This is a genomic window from Marinoscillum pacificum (assembly GCF_024714495.1).
GTDB classification, from domain to species: Bacteria; Bacteroidota; Bacteroidia; order Cytophagales; family Cyclobacteriaceae; genus Marinoscillum; species Marinoscillum pacificum.
The window spans coordinates 30,286-50,865 of record NZ_JAMZMJ010000015.1 but is presented as its reverse complement, the minus strand read 5'-3'; the positions used below and the strand labels follow the sequence as shown (position 1 = coordinate 50,865).

General features: G+C 38.5%; 10 protein-coding genes. 6 read left to right on the top strand and 4 right to left on the bottom strand.

What is annotated here, in order from left to right; genetic code table 11:
- Positions 1 to 225: 225 nt before the first annotated feature.
- On the bottom strand, positions 226 to 1,077 hold the full coding sequence (locus NXS00_RS23070) for an SOS response-associated peptidase (RefSeq protein ID WP_258101650.1): 852 nt from the start codon (positions 1,075 to 1,077) through the stop codon (positions 226 to 228).
- 109 nt (positions 1,078 to 1,186) lie between these two features.
- Between NXS00_RS23070 and NXS00_RS23065 the strand changes: the two genes are divergently transcribed.
- Positions 1,187 to 1,525: a hypothetical protein gene (locus NXS00_RS23065; protein WP_258101649.1), complete on the top strand. Its 339-nt coding sequence runs from the start codon at positions 1,187 to 1,189 to the stop codon at positions 1,523 to 1,525.
- A gap of 5 nt (positions 1,526 to 1,530) precedes the next feature.
- Here NXS00_RS23065 and NXS00_RS23060 read toward each other — a convergent pair whose 3' ends face one another.
- Entirely contained in the window at positions 1,531 to 2,091 is a 561-nt protein-coding gene (locus NXS00_RS23060) for an EF-hand domain-containing protein (RefSeq protein WP_258101648.1), read from the bottom strand.
- Positions 2,092 to 2,152: 61 nt separating this feature from the next.
- Here NXS00_RS23060 and NXS00_RS23055 point away from each other — a divergent pair, with 61 nt between their 5' ends.
- The 3 genes from NXS00_RS23055 (at position 2,153) to NXS00_RS23045 (ending at position 4,002) form a co-directional block, all read left to right on the top strand.
- Positions 2,153 to 2,476 (top strand): hypothetical protein, encoded by a 324-nt coding sequence (locus NXS00_RS23055; protein ID WP_258101647.1) that lies wholly within the window; start codon positions 2,153 to 2,155, stop codon positions 2,474 to 2,476.
- 193 nt (positions 2,477 to 2,669) lie between these two features.
- The gene (locus tag NXS00_RS23050; protein ID WP_258101646.1) at positions 2,670 to 3,197 is read left to right on the top strand and encodes a YdeI/OmpD-associated family protein; all 528 of its coding nucleotides are present in this window, start codon (positions 2,670 to 2,672) and stop codon (positions 3,195 to 3,197) included.
- Position 3,198: 1 nt separating this feature from the next.
- Entirely contained in the window at positions 3,199 to 4,002 is an 804-nt protein-coding gene (locus tag NXS00_RS23045; protein WP_258101645.1) for a PhzF family phenazine biosynthesis protein, read from the top strand.
- On the opposite strand, the gene NXS00_RS23040 is transcribed toward NXS00_RS23045, so the two are convergent.
- Positions 3,994 to 4,788, bottom strand: coding sequence for a DUF3108 domain-containing protein (locus NXS00_RS23040; protein ID WP_258101644.1), 795 nt, complete (start codon positions 4,786 to 4,788; stop codon positions 3,994 to 3,996). The genes NXS00_RS23045 and NXS00_RS23040 overlap by 9 nt on opposite strands.
- Before the next feature lie 77 nt (positions 4,789 to 4,865).
- On the opposite strand from NXS00_RS23040, the gene NXS00_RS23035 reads away from it, so the two are divergent.
- Entirely contained in the window at positions 4,866 to 5,081 is a 216-nt protein-coding gene (locus tag NXS00_RS23035) for a DUF3820 family protein (RefSeq protein WP_258101643.1), read from the top strand.
- A gap of 137 nt (positions 5,082 to 5,218) precedes the next feature.
- Positions 5,219 to 5,755 carry a hypothetical protein gene (locus NXS00_RS23030; RefSeq protein WP_258101642.1) on the top strand — a complete coding sequence of 179 codons (537 nt, stop codon included), beginning with the start codon at positions 5,219 to 5,221 and terminating at the stop codon, positions 5,753 to 5,755.
- A gap of 67 nt (positions 5,756 to 5,822) precedes the next feature.
- On the opposite strand, the gene NXS00_RS23025 is transcribed toward NXS00_RS23030, so the two are convergent.
- A complete protein-coding gene (locus NXS00_RS23025; protein WP_258101641.1) occupies positions 5,823 to 20,552 on the bottom strand; it encodes an Ig-like domain-containing protein in 14,730 nt (4,909 codons plus the stop codon).
- Between the last annotated feature and the right edge of the window lie 28 nt (positions 20,553 to 20,580).

Below are 20,580 nucleotides of genomic sequence, written 5' to 3'. Positions count from 1 at the left end.
GGCATTTCTCTCTTACATACCATGGTCTAATTAGTGACCTTAGTCTTGTTAAAAATTAATTTGGTATGGAGAATTTAGAAAGCCGATCAGAAGATATTCTGGGGCTCACTGAACAACAACGAGGACATATTAAAAAAGCTTTAATATGGATGGATTGTTTAATGATGCTCGGAATCTCCTTAATGATCATTTTAGACTAGGATGGTATCAGCCAGCTTTAATTTTCTAAAACAAACTAAACTGTTCTCCATTAGATTGATCAAACTTCAAAGTAGAGTACTTCACCTCTTTCACACACTCTTCGTCATTTAAGGCAATTCTAGATCGTCCATGTTGCTCAAAAAGTTTCTTGACTGGAAATGTTTCTAATCTCCCCTCTGGATAAACTTTGATCTCCTTCAACAATTGATCTGGACTCATATCAACATCCAGCCACGCCTGTTTCATCGAATCATCTAGAATAGCTAACTGCCTTGGCCCCTCACTTCCTTTAGGTTTATTATGTACTTTCTTGCACAAAGGATTAGCATCAGTCGTAATTAAACTAACTGTATCTCGTTGTTCTGTACCTGATTCACTCTTCCAGGATCTCCAAATCGCCGCTACAGCCATAGGTTGTTCATCTTTATTACGAATGAAAAAGTTATAGGAGTTCTTTCCTTGCCAATGCCAGTCGAAATATCCATCTAACATCACGACACACCTTCTCTCCAATGCAGACTTATAAAACGGATTTTCAAGATCTCTACTCAGTTTTTGATTAAACATAGATTTATCAAAAACAGTCTCAATTCTGGAATTCAAATATCTGGCAGTATACCGCTGAGCATATTGCTCCAAATCCTTTACAAAATGTGGCATCAGGCCCCACTGATAGAACTGAAATGATTTTGGATCATTTGCCGTAACCACGGGCAATCTACGGTGATCAAATGCGATTGTATGATAGACTGGCCCCTCCGACTTCACGAATACATCAAGCTGCTTTTCGAGTTTATCAATCTCTGAGGTAGTTTCACCAATATGCTCGGCGTACTTCTTCGTTTTTTTGGTCAGATAACTTACATCATAGCACATAGCTCTTCATAAAATTACTTATCGAAATATAACGAAAAGATTAGGAAATCTCCTCTCACGATTTTTAGATTTGCTATTATTATTAGTAATTACTAATTATTTTAGTTTAATGAGAATTGAGCCTGGGTACTATAAAGTAAGAGTCAAAAAAGGGTATTTTGGACAAACTACCTATCACTACCTAAGGGTATTTGTCAAGGATAAATCAAAGTTCTTACAGCTCGATCATGGCCTACCACAAAAAGCAGAAGAAAACGAAGAAGGCATCATTCAAGATTATGTGATTGTAAAAAAAGTAACCCGTCCTATTGAAATACATAAGGTACAGGTCATGATCAAATGGAAAGATGAAGATGGGGACTCCTTTGAAATGGGGGCTAGAAACAGCTATGTTTTAGATAGAATTTTCCAGTTATTCCCCCGTCTTAGAAAAGCTTTTGAATCTTAACTCTTTTAATCTTCCCAGTTTCCAAATATCCAGTTTCCTGGCTGGTCTGGATCATCTGAGAATAAGAACATTTCAAAAGAATGCAACAGTTCATTTCTAGACAACTTATCGTCTTTATTAAGGTCTAGCTTTAAGAAAGCCTTTGCAGAGTATTTGATATCTATTCCATAAACCACAAACATGTCTACATATTCATCTGTAGAAATATAGCCATCGTGGTTATCATCAAACAAGTCAAACAAGAACCCTATGATGAACTCTTCAAACTCTTCTTTATACTCTTCATCATCGTTATGGATTATCTTAGTATCTATAAAGTCAATCCACTCCTGCATCGAAATTACTTGCTTATTTTCGTGCGAGATTGCGTTGAGCAACGTATGAAAAAATTTAGCTGACTTCTTTGCAAGAAATACATGCTTTTCTCCTCCTGCTTCATATCCTAAGCCTAAACGAATTCTCTCTGCAATCTCAGAAAAATCGTCAGATTGCAAAAAGCCGTTTTTATGAGAATCCAGTAATTCGAAAAAATGAACTAGTTTCTTTTTCTGTACTTCAGATACCATAATTTATATTGAGTTAATAACTGGTTTCAAATCTTTTTTAACCAAAATTGGTTCTATCATCATGGCAAATTCAAATTTGATAAAATTTATGGAATATAAAGATAAATATTTACCTGTAGATCCAGATTTTGAAGCTGAAGTGGTAAAAAAGTGTCATGAGGGTAAAATTGGAAAAATCCATTTTTATAACGAAATAAATCAAATCAATCAAAAAGAAGGTAAAGCGGAAGAACTCTTTATAAGTGGTTATGAAAAATATTTACAACTAGGAACGGACAGAATAAGGTTAGATAAAATCATTACTCTATTTGGAATGCCTGGACCAGCCTATTCTATTTACGAAAGATACCTCAACTCCTGCCTAACTTGCGAAAATTTAAATTAATTGCAATCGTTATAATTTTACAATATCCTCAATTTCAACCAACAATACACAAGCAAATTTCAAAACACTTCAATTAAACCAAGCCGCATTAAATACGGTTCAATAAACGTAAATCCATAGATTATTCGGGCTCAAAACAATTCGGTGTGTAGATGGATTGTTTTATTAGCTTTGAGATCCATTTACGGAATATATGCGGGTAAAAACCACACTTGATAAATTCACAGACACGAATTCTAGCGTGTACCAGCTACACTTCCCTATTCCTATTGATATAGCAAATCAGTTCATAGAAGGAGACCAACGCAGAGTAATCTGCACAATCAACGACCGTGTAAAAATCTCCAGCGGCTTGATGCCTTTTAAAGAATACTGGTACATACTGGTCAATCAGGAATTACAAAAAAAACTTCAACTAGAAATTGGCGATTCTGTCACTCTAGATCTTGCTAGAGACGAGTCCAAATATGGCATGGAAATGCCCGTGGAATTTGAGACTGTTTTGAATCAAGACAAACTTGCTAGCGAATACTTCCACCTACTTACTCCAGGAAAACAAAGAAACCTTATCTACATAGTAAGTAAAGTGAAGAACACCGACAGCCGAATAAACAAAGCTTTAGCCATCATCGACCATCTCTTAGAAACAAGCGGTAAGCTTGATTTCAAACAACTAAATGTAAGAATCAAAGAATATAACCAGAGAGGTAAATTAAAGTAGAATGCGGGAATTTGATTTTGAAACGTATAGAGTATTCACCAACTTAAAAGAACAATGCTTTGGCAATACGAGCAGTGTAGTTTGGTTGCACTCTCCAATGGAAGCATCTAGAATGAAGCGCATAGCAGCAGACTTCTGGCAGCCTGCAACCACGTTTCTTTGGAAAGAGGCTAACACCTGGAAAGTACGTTGGTTTGCTCCTGATGCCGAAATTCAGTTATGTGGACATGGCTCGTTGGCAGCTATCGCTTTTATTCATGATAACTTTGATCCTAGCGAAGAAATAACCCTCCAAGCTTCTAAAGCAAAAATAAAAGGAGGCAAATACAACGACTACAAATGCTACATCGAGCTTGATGCATTTGATGTTACAGAAGAATTAGAAATTCCAGAAGCACTCAAAGAAGCATTAGGCATTCCTGTATTAGGCTTTTACAAGACGAATAATAAAAATATTGTATTGACTGATTCAGAAAGCAGTGTTGCATCCATGCGCCCAAACTTTGAATTACTGAGAACTATGGAAACATTCGGATACGTAGTTACTGCTGCTTCAACCCAACCAGAATTGGATTTTGTAAGTCGAACAATTGTACCGCACGTTCAGCAATTAGAAGATCCGGCTACCGGTTCATCTCACGCGATGCTTGTGGCCTATTGGGGTAAAAAGTTAGAAAAACAACACCTCAAGAGTAAGCAACTTAGTTCAAGAGGTGGTTCCTTTTGCTCTGACTATTTAGGTAAAAAAGTAAAACTCTATGGAGCTTACCAGAAAATCAATAAGGGAACAATCTGTTCATTCTGACACCATTAAGGTTTGCCCCTTAATTTCGTAATTTTTCAATTCGCATCGGACCTTTCCGATGCGCATTTGTGCTTCAATTAGAAGAGGAATACCCAAGCCATCCTTCTCAAGAATATAAACAGTGACTGCTCTTTCTTCTGGGAATGTCTTAGAAATAGGAAATAGCCCATAATATTTCTTGACTTTAACCTTATCCCCATTAAACTTAATCTTCTCCTCACCACCATACTCCATTCCAAAATTATACAACTTGGTATGCCAGTATGTTTTAAACATTAGAGAATCGCCCTTTTTAAACTTTTGCCCCAACTGACTTCTGAGATACATATAAGTACCGTGAATATCATAGGTATTAGTTGTTAAGTCAACTTCATATGTTTTAACTATATCTTTCTTATCAGGATTTATTTCCTTCACGTAAGTCTTCATAGCCTTATAATCAAACACATTCCATTGATCATATTTCCCATCACGTTCATTGAGATGCTTTTCAGATTCAATAACTTTATAATTATCTACTGCTACTATTCCTTGATAGTTATTTTCAATTCCCGCAAGCCAACTAAACATCCCTACAGTGCCAGCCTCTATTTTACTGGAATAATGTGCCTTCCCATTCTTATAGACCAACTCATCACCTAAGCTCATCGAAGCTTCTCCAAGAGTGAACCACCCATATTGTACTTTAAAAGTAATTTTCTCCCCAAGAGGAAATGCTACATCACTTTGAGCGTAGACTCCAAAAGTTGTAAACAGAATGAATATTATTGTCGTAAGTTTCTTCATTAGTTATAAATACTAATTAGTCTTCACAGTGTTTTGCAAAAACCAGGCCTAAATTCGCAAACGTAAATTTACCCGAAATGGATAAGCAAATTTTAACCAGTCTTGTCACCTTTCGTATGCCATATGGCAAATACAAAGGAACACTAATCTGTGATATACCTGAACACTATCTGGTATGGTACAAATCAAAAGGTTTTCCTGAAGGAAAACTAGGTATGCTTCTACACACAATGTATGAAATCAGACTAAACGGATTAGAAGACTTGATTCGCCAACTCAAAAAAATGAGCTAACAGAACGCTCACCCTAGTTTTATTCACTTCTATCTAATATTTCAGCATCTCAACAAAGGATTTTTCAAATTTTACGTTGTATTAATGAACTTGGTGCAGATTTTGCGAGGTATAGAATGGATATAAAATTAATTTCGATGAAAAAGATTGGTATTGGACTAGTTCTTATTGGTGCTAGTTTTATAGGTAAAGCACAGGAAACTACTAATGAAACCCTTGGACAGTCGATTGATAAATTAACTTACAGATGGGATACTGAAGCAGAAAAATTAAGCTCCTATGAAGGGCTAATTACTTTTTGCGATAATGAATCCTACAGGTTTGAAGTGATTGAATTACTAAATGATATTCATCATTTTGACTCAGTTCTGTATCAAAGGTTAGTCAAGGCTCAACGATTTAATCACGATAAAGAGATTGAAAAAACGCTGGAAGACATCAAAGAGTTTGAAGGTCACTATGCAATGAAAGAGTTAATTCATTTCCTTCACCAAGAGTGTATCGAAAAAGGAAAAATTGAAAAAAATGCCAAAGAGTTGAGAAATGATATAGGTGAAAACTCTTACGATGGTCAAGTTTATCTGATAGAAGTAGAATTAAATAAATACATAAAACACATTACCAAGAAGGTGGATATTATTAGAAAACATGTTCACCATCTTCATATAGAGTAAGAATTTCTATTTATAAAAAAAGGGAGTCAATTAATTTTGACTCCCTTTTTGTTTCTCTGCTAACTTATCAATGAATAATCACCAACCTTTTCGGAAGCCACTTCACCTCATCATTAAAGAAGTGAATTAAGTAAACTCCACTTGGTAGTTCATTAGAATCAATTTCAATTTCCAACTCTCCTGGCTTAATAGCCCCTAGCCTAACTTGTCTACCCACTTGATCATATATGATCCAATCCATATCAGTTGTAGGAGCCTTTTCTAGCTGAACCTTAAAGGAACGATTTGCAGGGTTTGGATAAATGGCAAACTGATCAACTTTGGAAATTGGCGTCACTCCTGTGACAGCTGGAATTATCTTTCCGGTCACATCAACGGCCTTAGCTTGAAGTATCAATTTGTTTTCCACCAAAGCACCTGTGTAAGAATCAGGCAGATTATCAACCTGTACAAAAGCAATGACCATCAACTGATCTACATCGTAAATATCTGAAATTCCCCAACTTGCTTCAATTGTAGAGCTCCCGTTGAAGAATACAGTTTGCCCTGGTGTAACGACTCCTTTATAAGTAAATCCTCCAGTACTTGGCAACATTTTGCGTAGTACGTTTCTTAATGGTTTACCACCATTCTGACTTACTAATTCCGGATCATTTATTTCCTTCTCAACAATTGCAAACCTGAACGACAACTCTGTACCTTCTGGAAGGAAATCGCCTTGATCGGAGTAGGTAAAGGTTGTTGAAAGATCAATGGACGAAGGATCACTACCTAGTAAAATTTCACCTATATCAAACAACGCCTGATCTAGTGCTCTACTGTTATAGTAATTTACATTCCATCCCGTCACATCATTCAATTCGCTTAGTTCCTCTTCATTTTCAACATTAGTTCCCGAAACGATTGACCTAGGAGCTGCATTTACACCATAGTATGTTGATCTAGCTGCAGGATCTGAATTCGTCCTTCCAGTAATGCCATTATTTCCAACGTAATAATTCAATAAGATTGCATCGGTTGCTATTTCATTTTGAACTCTACTTACCACAGAATCTGCAGCTCTAATAGCCGTGGATGAAAAATCAGAGAATTGCTCTATCAGAATAAACTTCTCTTTATTGTAAATACTGAAATCGTCAAAAGCAAAACCATCTTGTGGACTTACATTATCATTTTCTACTTTATCACCCTGAGTACTACCTAATGCAAATCTAAACCTTACGAAACGATGTAGCTCAGTGATCCTATGAGCCGTCACAACCCAACCTGGGTCATCATCTCTATTCGACCAGGCAAATGCCCTTGGGTTAAAGTTGACACCTTCATCTCCCGGAGCTCCACTTATCTGTTCGGTATTGTACCAGTTCTTACCAGATCCTAACCCTTGTGATTCACTGACCTGCTGGAATGACCCTACAGGTCTCCAAGTTCGCCCATCGTCAGTAGATTGTTGTAAAACAACACCATCTGTAAAATTCAAATCACGAATATGTGAAAACCCTACAGTTGGATTGGTCATTCCTGATAGGTCAAACGATGGTGAGTAAACCCATGACTCAGCACCTGCACTGTACTTATCGCCATCACCTGTTACCCAGAAGCTTCCATTACCATTGTCATTACCGTCAAAACTTGATGAACCAATTTCCCAAGCCAATGATCGCTCCTCAAACCCATCGGTATATTCTGCAAACCAATCACCATCATCTGAGCCATCAAAACCAAATGTGATATTATCAGTAACCACAAAATGATCAAGAATAGTTATTGTTTTGCTTAATTCTCCCACACATGCAGATCCAGAAATGTAAGTGACGTCAATGATATATTCCCCTGAGTTTTGGAAGATAACAGAATCTATAGTCAATAAATTATTCCTATTTACTGTTCCTTGATCAAAGTTTACTCCCATGCTCCAGTTAGCTCCTGGTATATCAACATGGATACTATCTACCCAGTAGTTTGCTGAAACATTTGTATTATCATCACCAAATACTAACGTTGTAGGTCTTCCTTCAGTAATACCTTCCCATCTTAACTTAGGAATTGGGCTAGTACCAATTTCAAAAGTCATTCCTGCTTCAGCATAACATCCACCTAAATCAGCAGGCCTATTGTTATCTTCTACTCTTACTTCAAAATACTTATCTCCAAACCCTAACCCTGATGGATCTAAAGCAAACTGCGCTTCATAATCACCAAGTTTAATCATTGAGACAGGAGTAATCGATAAAGCACTAGTGGTTGTCTGACCGGCACGCCAGCTAAAAGTAGCATCATCCACCTGGACATTTTCAAGCTTTACATTTAGAGTAACAAGTGAATTATTACATGCCTCAATCACCTCAAAAGCACTAATGGTACCTTCGTCATTGTATTGCCCAATTTCTGGTCTTGGATAGAATATAACTGTCACTGGTGAGCGTGGCCCCTCCACTACAGCTCCAGTTTGTTGGGAATTAGTTGGTACAGCGATTTGCTGACTAACATAAACTGTATGAGTTATTCCGAGACCTTCTGGATCATTTAATTCAATATACCTGGCCCAATCTCTTACAAAAGTGTTGCTTTGATCTGGGGATGTAGGCTGAGTAGTTGCGAATGTATTTATATCATTAGCACCATCGTACCAATTAAACTGACTCAATCCCTCCTCTTGACTTAAGCCATAATAAGATATACTAACATTAGTAGGTATAACTTCATCTTCACAGAAAGAGCTTGGATCAGTAGTAACTGGCATATCAGGAATTTGCAAAATATTTATAAATAATCCATTACTCTCACACCCTACAAAGGACGCTCCTGCAGCACTATCAGCTACCTGTGTAACTATAAACCTTTCAACTGACGCTCCATTGACCCCATCTAGTCCTAAATCTGATGATGAGGCCGTTACTCCTCTAAATATTGGATCGCCATCTACCAGGCCGTCAGCATCTTCATCTCTGTACCATCTCACTATCGAAGATGGTTCTGCCGTTACTGTAATTCCATTGGCAATGACTGAGTCTTCATTAAAGAAGATAGTTCTTTTGGAATCACCTACTACTCTTGGTGCATTTGGTATGTCATAAACATTAACTGTCAAAAAGGCCATGTCACTAATTTCTGATTCACACCCTGTAAAATCAGAGTCATTAGGAGCAATATCATTTATCTGAGATATTAAGAAATGATATCGACCTTGAGTTGCATTAGACAAGAGAAGCGAAGAAGTAGTAACATTAACTAATCCATCTTCATCTACAGCTCCACCAAATAGTGCAGTTGCAGCACTTGTAGGCTGCCCAGATGAGTTAGCTTCATAATACCTAAATGTAGAATTAGGGTTACCAACAAGATCAAAAGAGACATCACCCAAATCACCTTCGCAATAACTAACCTCTAAACTTCGAGAACTATTAACATCGAATTGAAGAGTACTTGGATCCGGATAAACAACAACTGTAACCTTGGTAGGCTCACTTTCACAGCCGTAAAAATCAGTAGCAGCATTATCATTGGTTGTCTGAGTCAACCAATAAACATACTCTCCACTAACAGAATCATCAAATACCAGTTGGTCTTCTAATTCTTCCAGAGTAATTAATCGATCATTGAATGCAGCAGCATTTAATGCAGCTCCGGGAGCAGTACCAGTCCCATCATCTACATACCATGTGAATGCTGCACCAGCTGTATTTGGAGCCTCAAGCTGAGAGAAGGTCGACTGATCACCATAACACATGTAGTATGTAATTTCATTTCCTGTTTCTGATGCTTGACGACTTGCTGCATTCTCTCCTCCCCTAAAATCATCATCAAGTGGTGCAGAAGGAACTGGATATACAGCTATCGTAAATTTCCTAAGATCACTTTCACATCCATTGAATTCTACCCCATCATTAGATGGATCATTATCAAAATCTGTTCTTGAGATATAGAATGACTTAGAAGAGCCTGTGGACGTTGTTGCCACAGGCGTATATGACAGTACAGACTCCAAAGTCGGCGCAACTGTTCCTGATAAAGTCGGGTCTGTAAATTGCAACAGCTCAGTTAATCCGTCAGCATCATATAAAGTAAAATAGGATTCACCAGGATTATTAACATCAGTATTTAGCCCAGAAGTGATAATCAAATCTTCCAAAACAGCATTGGTACCTTCAGCAGCACAATACTCATAAATATATCCAGTACCTTCTACACCTGCTTCTGAAACAACTTGTGTTCCTAAGTTCGTCGCATTTGTAGTGTCGGCGGTAATTGCAGCTGTATTTACTACAACGCTCCCTGGTATAGCCCTGATAATTATTTGTACTTTTCTTAAGTCAGATTCACACCCTTCAAAACTAGATCCATCAATACCAACCGAAGTGCGTTGTGCAAAATATATCGTTCTATTGGAGGCGTTAGGCGTTGTAGTTCCGAATAGTGTTTCTGCGGTAATAGTACTTCCTTCAGGACCTTGAGAGCTCAATGCTGACGACCCTAAGGCATCGTTGTACCAAATGATCGAATCTCCTGTTGTAATATCAGCCACTATATTTGGCACCACATTTCCCTGTACAAACTCTAGCACATAATCATCCACTAAACCATCTCCATCAGTCTCAACCAAACCACCAATATTGGTCAGATCATTGGTCAATGTAGGCTTATCTGGCTTGCTTAACAATTCAAACTCTTTTTCAGCATATGAGATACATCCTGCTACCGATGGGCTTGCCGCAGTTGTGTAAACAATTTTATACCTTCCTGTTTCATCCTCGTTTAAGTAATCCTGGACATTTCCATTCAGATTTTGAGGGTTTAAAACAGCCGTTGCCGGAGAAGTATAGTTTCTTACTGTATCTGTATAATCGAGATCACTTTCGTTGTACTTCAGTAAATAGTAACCCTGTGCCGAAATACTAATAGTTTGATTGAATTGATCAAATGAACTAATTAGTACTTGAATGTTAAAGCTTTCGTCATCTTCACAATAGTAATCATTGACATTAGCTATGGAAACTTCTGGGTTTTTATAAATAGTAAACTCTTCCGAAGCTAACTCTGAAACATTGCCAGTTGATTCATCCGCAATAAACATAACTACTTCATAGGTCTTACTAAACTCAGTAGCAGTCATGTGAGCCAATGCTGCATCCAAATCTATCGTCCATCCAGTTCTAGATGTAGGTGTAGTTACAGTGAGGGTATCTGCCACATTCAAAAGAAGGTCTGAACTAACCTGATTACCACGACCTGTTGTTACCGAATATTCATAAATTCTAATCGCGTGAAAGTCTGGGTCTGCATCATCACCTGTATCAGCAAAATCAATATTCGCTACAGAATATATAGTTACATCTCTTTCAAGCTCATCGGCACATAAACCTAAATCTCCAATATCAGTATCTTCAAATACCCTTTCCGTTGGATAAACCAAAAACTTGACCCAATAATTCGCTGATTGTCCTTTGCTATTGGTCAAAGTAAATTTCACAGTATCAGTACCAGCACCAGCAGCTGCTGGTATATACCTTGCAGAATAGCCATTCTGTACTGGACTTGAGAAATCACTATTCGAATTAAAACTCGTTAACCCATCACCATCTAGAAAAGCTATATTCCCTGTTGGGTAAGTATATCTAAGTGTAGTTCCAAGTTGATCTTCATTAGAAAAAGCCGTGGTATTGGATGAGTTCTCATGACGAATAATAGCAACCGAGAATACAGCTGGAGCACTTTCACAAGCACTTCCATCTGTTACGGTAATCCAGAAGGTATTTACTCCAACATCATTTTGAGTTAGCCCTAAGTCTGCCACTGTGACCACTCTATTCGCCACCGTATTTTCACTTAAAACAAGATTTGAAACATCTAAATCTTCATTATTATATACCCTGATTTCATTACCTGCTGTCAAAGCACCGATAGTCATCGGTGATCTACTATCGTCAAATGCATCATATTCATACACAACGACACTATCGCCCAGAAAGTCTCCAAAGATTACACTATCTGTTTCAATAATATATGGCTGTGTTTCTAAACCAGTAATAGATGTTACTACAACTGGGGCATTATATGGAGCTATAGTAGTTAGTGATGCAAATACAGGAGAGTGCTCTTCATTTGCAAGGTAAATATCACCAGATCCGCCACCTCTTACAATTTGGGCGTTAGTAACATTATCATCCTGAATATTGCCATCACCATTACTCAATACTTTTACTTCCAATCCAGTAATTGTCATGACATCTAGATTGGCAGTTCCAGATACACTATAGCGAATTGTGACAGCAGTTGAAGAGGAATTATATGACGTACTCACAATGGTGATATCTGAAGTTGCATTAACAGATGCTGACCCCACCAATGAATTGAATTCAAAATTATCTGGCAGTTCTAACAAAAGAGTCCTTTGAGAAATAGAACTTCTAAAATCAGTTGCTATGGTTTCTGTTATTACTATATCACCTAATGAAAAATAATCTCCATCAATACAGATATTAGATAATGATGGTGCTGTGATACTTACTCCTCCAGAAGTGATACTTATTAATTGTGGTGTAGTCAGCAGGTTCAATGCATCCACATTATCTTCAGAGACCAAGTATAAGCGATAATCAGTCTGATCAGCATCCAGCGATATTAGTTCGGTTACATTTACTCCACCAGAAGTAAAAACAATACTTCCACTAGCCACTGCACCAGCAGCATTTCCTGATACATTTTTAACCTCACTACTATTTACGGTTACTCCATCAGCGACAACAACATAGTACAACGTACCAGGTTCGTTCAGTTGTGCTAACAGTGTCAAATCTCTACCTTGAACAGACGCTGAAGCAGTAATTACAGGAGCTATATCATCAAAGTCAATAATGTGATCAGCGGATTGAATATTTGTATTTCCGGCATCATCGATCACTGCAGATGCATTCAAATGAATGGTAATCTGATTATCAAGTGGACTTGACGGTGTTATCTCCAGGGTAAAACTTGGATTAGTGCCGGTGATATTCGTTATGGCACCATTACTTACAGTGAAATCACTCACGGTGAGCCCTGTAACCACTTCATCAAAATTAGCATTAATAGTAAAAGGGTTTAAATTAGAAGGATCTGCTAAACCATCAGAAAACGTAACCGTTGGCACATTTGTATCTACCTCAATCTCGCTACCATCGGTAGTTTCTGATGAAGAAGCTGTTTGATTAATAGTTACACCACTGTTGCCCGCATCATCTGCAAACGCAATATTAAAACCAACTAATCCATCCGCATCTCTATCTACACCGGCGCTTCCTATTCCATCGACAGTATAGGTGGCTGTAAAATCAGTCAATGTTCCTGGGGCATCATCGACTACAGATACGGTACCCTGGACGGCAACATCATTACTGAAGAAACTAATTGATGGAATTGCACTTAATCTGTCGTTTGCAGAGAGTTTAAGTGTTACAACATCTCCATTTGTGGCATGTTGGTTATCTACATTATTACTTAACAATTCTATAGCCGTAAATTCTGGAACTGTATTATCAATTACAAAATCTGGTGTAGAAAGCTGGTTTGAACCTGTTCCACCACCTAAATAGTTATCAGCAGCATCTTGAATTTGAGATCCAATAAGTGTAATTCCTAAATTACCATCACCGGCAACGAAGCCATCGCTATTACCTATTGATAAGGTATAGTTTCTATTATTTCCACTATTTGTAAGTTCTATTACATTTTCATTAAGAGCCCCTGCCTCAAACCCTATATCACTTGCCAGTAAAGTATTTGGATTAATCCCATTAATCGTAACAGTACCTGTAGAACGCAGACGTATTTGATCTAATGTGAAGGTACTAGGATCTATTGGCTTACTAAACACTATGGTGTAACTCAATATATCTGAATTGGTATTTGAAACTGTCCCTGCACTTGGAGCAGACGGTGTTAGAGTATTTATAATCGGGAAGTTATTATCAAAAACAACTGTTTCCTCCGTAGATGCTATGACATTTGGTGTTGCTCCTGATTCATCAGGTATGGTATTACCAACACCATCCGTTATATTAGTTCCTGTTCCATTATTGATGATATTAAAACTGAAGGTACCATTTCCTGTAATTCCTGATAATGTAAGTGTCCAGGTTATTTGATCCCCTGAGGTCAAGCTAGTAGAAGTTACTGAAACTCCCCCATCTCCTGTCAAAACAATATCATCAGCAATAGAGAAAGTTGCTGGGTCAATCGCTTCAGAAAATACAATCGTATAAGTCAAATTATTCTGACTAGTACCATTTACTGTCCCTACAGTCAACGGTGTCAAGTCTATAGACAATACTTCTGGAGCTTCAGCATCAACATTAACACTTGTCAGATCTGATACTGATGTGACTCTTACTGCATCATTCCCTGCTAAATCCGTAAAGTCAATTGTAAATGAAACAATACCAGAATTATCCAACGTACTCACTGTATAGGTCGCTGTATACGTTGGTGCATTGGTATCGTCAATAATCACATTGTCGTTTATTACACCACCTCCACTTTTAAATGTGACCACTGGGTCCTTCAAAAGTGTTTCGTTTACTTCAAACTCCAAAGTGATTATATCTCCTACTAATGCTCCTGAACCTGAGCCTCTGTTTGAACTGATCGAAACTGAATTCGTTAACGGTGCAGTTAAATCAATTGTAATTGGCCCTGCATTAGTTTCCCCAGCAGCATCAAATGCCACACCATTTGAATCTGTGAAAGAACCATCAAGAAGGCTAATAGCAATGGTTCCATTTTCAACTCCTGTAGTGGTAATTGTATTAAAACTTAAACTCCAAGTTATATTATCACTTGTAGATAATGTGACAGATGATCCAGAAAATTGATTAGCAGTATTTGATGTTCCATTTCCATCAATTGCTACATCAGTTAAAGTAACCTGAATATCACTCTTACTGAATGATGCTAGATCTATTTCTTCACTAAAAGTCAAAGTAAAGCTTACAGGATCATCGGATGTACCGCCAGTTACAGACCCAGTTGTAGAAGCATCTCGAGTGATTGAAACTGTTGGAGGAGTTACATCAGACTCACTTGTGAATGACCAATCGCCTGTTGCGCCTCCAAATGCAGGGAAATCATTACCAAAAGCATCCGTAAACAATCCATTAGGAATAAAAACATAATACTCCCTATCCTCTCTCAATGCGGAGTTAATACTTGAAATATCAATAGAAATGTTAGTAGATCCACCTCCTGAAATAGCGGTCTCAGCAACAGAACCCACTACTGAAAGATCGCTTGCTAACAGAATTCTCACGCTTCCAGTTTGAACGTTGACAACTTCATCAAACGTAATGTCTAAAGTTGAAATTGGTGCTCCAGTTACAACAACTCCAGTAGCATCATCTGCAGGAGTTAAACTTAAAATTGCCGGCGACTGGTTGTCGGATTCGGTAGCAAAAGTGAAATTACCTGCACCAAGAGCGAGATTTCCAACACCTTCCCCGTCTAAAAATGCATTAGCATCCAACTCAATATCCACATCCGCATCTCCAAATGGAATATTTAATAGAGAATCAGGGATTGTTACAATATTGTTAACGATGGAAATACCTGAGTGACTTGCCGGAATCACATCATCTGTTGCAGAACTGTAATTTAAAATAATATTTCCTGAAGAATTTGCGCTTATCGCTTCATTAAAAGTTAATACAACATTTGATGAAACATCTACATCTGTAGCTCCATTAACAGGAGAAGTATTCAATACCACCGGCCCAGTTACATCTGTACCACTTTCGGTTACAAAATTCCAACTCTGACTGGATGTAAATCCGGCAAAAGCATTTTTAGAACTATCCATTAAAGCACCGCTTTCAACTTGAACGAAATAGGTAGTAAAGCCAGAAAGGTCATTGGTCCAATCAATAGAAATTGTATTACCATTACTAGTTATTTGAGAAGCGTCTGTTGGCATTGAAAGCGTTTCAATAACAGTATTACTTGCTGCAAGTAGCAATCTTATTTCACCGGAAGTCCCAGCAAAAACCGGCTCATCAAACTCCATAGTAAAATCATCCGAAATATCCACATTACTGGCATTGTCTAATGGATATCTGTTAGCTGAAATTTCTAAGGGTGGATTGTTTTCCGTATCGGTGGTGAACTGCCAATCGGTAGAGTTAGTTATACCTACAAATTCATTTCCTGTTCCATCTTCAAATGATCCTGCGGAAGCCTGAACAAAATAATCAAGACTTCCAGATAGTCGATTCGTAAGATCTATTGTAACATCATAATTACCAGAACCAACATCATTGATAACCACATCAGATGATAAAACATTAATACTCTCGATCAATTGAGGGCTTCCTGGGTTTACATATAAATCTATTGTTCCGGTGCCTTTCTCCACGCCATTCGTTAGTTCGAATAAACGCATGGTTAGAGAATTAACATCACTGGACAAATCTACTGTGGCTGCATCTGCTGGACTGCTATTAGTTCCATCAAAAACTGGAGGGGTTCCATCAGAAGAAGTTGTAAATGTAAAAACATAATCACCACTTCCTTCTCGGAAATCATTGTCGTTACCATCTCCCGTTGGATTTCCAAAATCTTCAAATGCAGCTTCTTCAATTGTGATGGTATATGTTGTACTAGCTAAAAGAGTCACCTGGGAAGAAAAGTCGAGATACCAAACAGTTCCTGCAGCTTCACCTCCTGCAGGGCTCGAAGTTATTGAAGCTGTTTGCACAACACTGAACCCAGGATCTGAACCTTCATCATAATCTGTATTAAAAGTTGCACTAATTGTAGGAGGTCCAACATTTGGGTTAGGGTAAGATATAATTACATCAACATTATCATCATTATCTTGAAGCCTAACTGGTTCATTAAAAATGAATTGCAAAGTTGTTAAGTTTGGAGAAACCTCAGTCGCCCCGTTTGACGGAAAGGTCTTAGCTATATCAGCATAATCAAAATCTCCTCCAGAAATTTGCATCGTCCAGGACCATGCAAATGTGTTGAAAGAATTTCCAATTCCATCTTCAAATGCCCCTGCATCAATACTAATCGTATAAGAAGAATCCTTTACGAATACTTTGTCAAAAGTAAAGGTGTAGACATTTCCACCGGACACTTGTACTTTTTCAGGGTCCGTTACTTCTACAGTCTCAACCAAACTCCCATTCTGAGAAAGTCGTAAGTATCTTCCAGCATTAGCGATAGTAGTTTCATCGAAAGTGATGAAAACTGAATTTGTATGTGAGGAAAATAAAACTCCACTGCTACCATTCGCAGGAGAAGGGGTAGCAATAGGGCCTTGATTGTCAGAAATAGTAATATCAAATAGTTCAGGATCTGAAGTGGCTACACCAGAATTTGCTGTTCCTCCATCATCTGTGACAGTTACACTGATTGTAGCTGTACCGGATACGTTATTATTGGCTACCCAGCTGAGATCATAAGCAGATCCATTGAATACAATTGATGGCGTTCCGGATATAACCCCATTGATATCACTAGATACGGTAACATTGAATGTTGAAATGGCTTGCTCATTTGCTCCTCCGGTTTCTTCATCTGAAGGTCCCAACGTAACGTCTCCAGGGCTTATAAAATTTGTAATAAAGCCACTAACACCAGAATTACCAGTTTGATCCGACAATGCAGGCATCGTTGGCTTATCATTTACTGGTGTTGAGTTAATAGATATAGTTCCTAAAGCTTGTGAGGAGCCACCGCCAGTCCCAGTATTGCCATTATCATCAATACTTAGTGTTAAAGTTGAAATACTGGTTCCATTAACATTAGATTCAGTTGTGAAACTAATATTTGACCCAGCTAAATAGTTATTTAAATTGGTCAGGTTGCCAGATATTAGCACATCATCTGAACCATTACCAGTAAAAGTAATACCTGTACCAGCTGCTCCTGTAATCACTTCGCCTGCATTGGCAGCAACTATACGTAAATCAAGTGTTCCCGTTCCAGCATCCACATCGGCAATTACGATATTCGATAAATCAATAGTTGAAGCCTGGTCTTCCAAAACCGTTTGTGGAGATGTGGCAGCAGATCCTGAATTAGTTGGATCATCGTTTACAGCACTAACTGATAAACTTCCAGTACCTGTACCAGTACTAAATGCGGTAGTTCCTCCATTGGAACTTACATCAACACCATTGTCTCCTGAACTTCCACTGGTTCGATCCCATGCCCTGAATGTAATATTTCCAGAGCCTCCATTGTAATCTCCATCCGGAACAAAACGAATCAGGTTGGTAGCTGCATCAGACAATAGAACCGCATTGGTATTAGATATTGTTCCATGAGTACTGAATGCTGTCCAAACAGTTCCGCTGTTCACCGAATATTCCCACGTCCCATCCGTATCATCAATGCCCACAACAGCTAACCCTTCTAATGCTCCTGCATCTACATCTGCATAATCTGTATTGAAACTTGTAATGATCCCTGATATCAAATCTCCTGTTGGATCTGTATTATCTTCGTTGATTCCTGTTAATGTAACACTTCCTGTCAGTGTAGGAGCATCATTTACTGATGAAATAGTCAAACTACCAGTTCCGGTTCCGTTACTAAATGCGGTCGTTCCTCCATTGGTACTCACATCAACACTATTGTCTCCTGAACTTCCACTAGTTTGATCCCACGCCTGAAAAGTAATGTTTCCTGAGCCTCCGTTGTAACTTGCGTCCGGAACAAAACGAATAAGGTTTGTAGCTGCATCTGACAATAATACCGCATTGGTGTTGGAGATTGTCCCATGTGTGCTGAATGCTGTCCAAACAGTTCCGCTGTTCACCGAATATTCCCATGTCCCATCCGTATCATCAATGCCTACCACGGCTAACCCCTCTAATGCTCCCGCATCTACATCAGAATAATCTGTATTGAAACTTGTAATGATGCCTGATATCAAATCTCCTGTCGGATCCGTATCATTTTCATTAACACTTGTTAATGTAACACTTCCTGTCAGTGTTGGCGCATCATTTACTGATGAAATAATCAAACTACCGGTTCCAGTTCCATTACTAAATGCGGTCGTTCCTCCATTGGTACTGACATCAACACTATTGTCCCCTGAACTTCCACTGGTTTGATCCCACGCCTGAAAAGTAATGTTTCCTGAGCCTCCATTGTAATCTCCATCCGGAACAAAACGAATCAGGTTGGTGGCTGCATCGGACAATAATACCGCATTGGTGTTGGAGATTGTTCCATGAGTACTGAATGCTGTCCAAACAGTTCCGCTGTTCACCGTATATTCCCATGTTCCATCCGTATCATCAATGCCCACAACAGCTAACCCCTCTAATGCTCCTGCATCTACATCTGCATAATCTGTATTGAAACTTGTAATGATCCCTGATATTAAATCTCCTGTAGGGTCGTTATCATCTTCACTAACACCTGTTAATGTAACACTTCCTGTAAGTGTAGGAGCATCATTTACTGATGAAATAGTCAAACTACCGGTTCCAGTTCCGTTACTAAATGCGGTCGTTCCTCCATTGGTACTGACATCAACACTATTGTCTCCTGAACTTCCACTGGTTTGATCCCACGCCTGAAAAGTAATGTTTCCTGAGCCTCCATTGTAATCTCCATCCGGAACAAAACGAATCAGGTTGGTGGCTGCATCGGACAATAATACCGCATTGGTGTTGGAGATTGTTCCATGAGTACTGAATGCTGTCCAAACAGTTCCGCTGTTCACCGTATATTCCCATGTTCCATCCGTATCATCAATGCCCACAACAGCTAACCCCTCTAATGCTCCTGCATCTACATCTGCATAATCTGTATTGAAACTTGTAATGATCCCTGATATTAAATCTCCTGTAGGGTCGTTATCATCTTCACTAACACCTGTCAATGTAACACTTCCTGTAAGTGTAGGAGCATCATTTACTGATGAAATAGTCAAACTACCGGTTCCGGTTCCGTTACTAAATGCGGTCGTTCCTCCATTGGTACTGACATCAACACTGTTGTCTCCTGAACTTCCACTGGTTTGATCCCACGCCTGAAAAGTAATATTTCCGGAGCCTCCATTGTAATCTGCATTAGGTACAAAACGAATAAGGTTGGTGGCTGCATCGGACAATAACACCGCATTGGTGTTGGAGATTGTTCCATGTGTGCTGAATGCAGTCCAATCAGTGCCAGTGTTTACTGAATACTCCCATGCTCCGTTTGAGTTATCGATACCTACTATCGCTAACCCTTCTAATGCTCCAGCATCTTCATCTGCATAATCTGTATTGAAACCTGTAATGATCGCTAATATCAAATCTCCTGTAGGGTCGTTATTATCTTCACTAACACTTGTTAATGTAACACTTCCAGTAAGTGTAGGAGCATCATTGATAGCTGTAACAGTAAGAGATACAGTTCCGCCAATTCCCACTCCATCGGTATCACCAGTCAGGCCAAAAGTTACACTGGCAGCACCATTGTAATTTCCTGTTGGTGAAAAGTATGCATTTCCTAATGCGGCACCAACATTGTTTAACGATCCGGAAAAATTATATGCGTTAGAACCATTTGAACCTGAGTTAGTAGTAATTCCCGAAAGTGTTGACAGGGTGAATGCACCATTAGAAACTGAAACATCTACAGTAATAATATTCTCATCTGCATCCACATCATTTACTATTAACGTATCAGCTCCTGAGAAAATGAAATCGGTATCTTCATTTACGCTTCCTGAAGCAGGGAATGTCAAGGTAGGTGCCTGTGCCTTAACAGACAAAAATCCAATAATCAAACCAATTGAAAGTATAATTCTTCTCATATCAGCGGTGGTTAGTTGAAAACCGATG

Bases quoted from the DNA above. Each gene is read 5' to 3' on its own strand.
- NXS00_RS23070 (WP_258101650.1), bottom strand. From the start codon at position 1,077: ATGTGCTATGATGTAAGTTATCTGACCAAAAAAACGAAGAAGTACGCC.
- NXS00_RS23065 (WP_258101649.1), top strand. From the start codon at position 1,187: ATGAGAATTGAGCCTGGGTACTATAAAGTAAGAGTCAAAAAAGGGTAT.
- NXS00_RS23060 (WP_258101648.1), bottom strand. From the start codon at position 2,091: ATGGTATCTGAAGTACAGAAAAAGAAACTAGTTCATTTTTTCGAATTA.
- NXS00_RS23055 (WP_258101647.1), top strand. From the start codon at position 2,153: ATGGCAAATTCAAATTTGATAAAATTTATGGAATATAAAGATAAATAT.
- NXS00_RS23050 (WP_258101646.1), top strand. From the start codon at position 2,670: ATGCGGGTAAAAACCACACTTGATAAATTCACAGACACGAATTCTAGC.
- NXS00_RS23045 (WP_258101645.1), top strand. From the start codon at position 3,199: ATGCGGGAATTTGATTTTGAAACGTATAGAGTATTCACCAACTTAAAA.
- NXS00_RS23040 (WP_258101644.1), bottom strand. From the start codon at position 4,788: ATGAAGAAACTTACGACAATAATATTCATTCTGTTTACAACTTTTGGA.
- NXS00_RS23035 (WP_258101643.1), top strand. From the start codon at position 4,866: ATGGATAAGCAAATTTTAACCAGTCTTGTCACCTTTCGTATGCCATAT.
- NXS00_RS23030 (WP_258101642.1), top strand. From the start codon at position 5,219: ATGAAAAAGATTGGTATTGGACTAGTTCTTATTGGTGCTAGTTTTATA.
- NXS00_RS23025 (WP_258101641.1), bottom strand. From the start codon at position 20,552: ATGAGAAGAATTATACTTTCAATTGGTTTGATTATTGGATTTTTGTCT.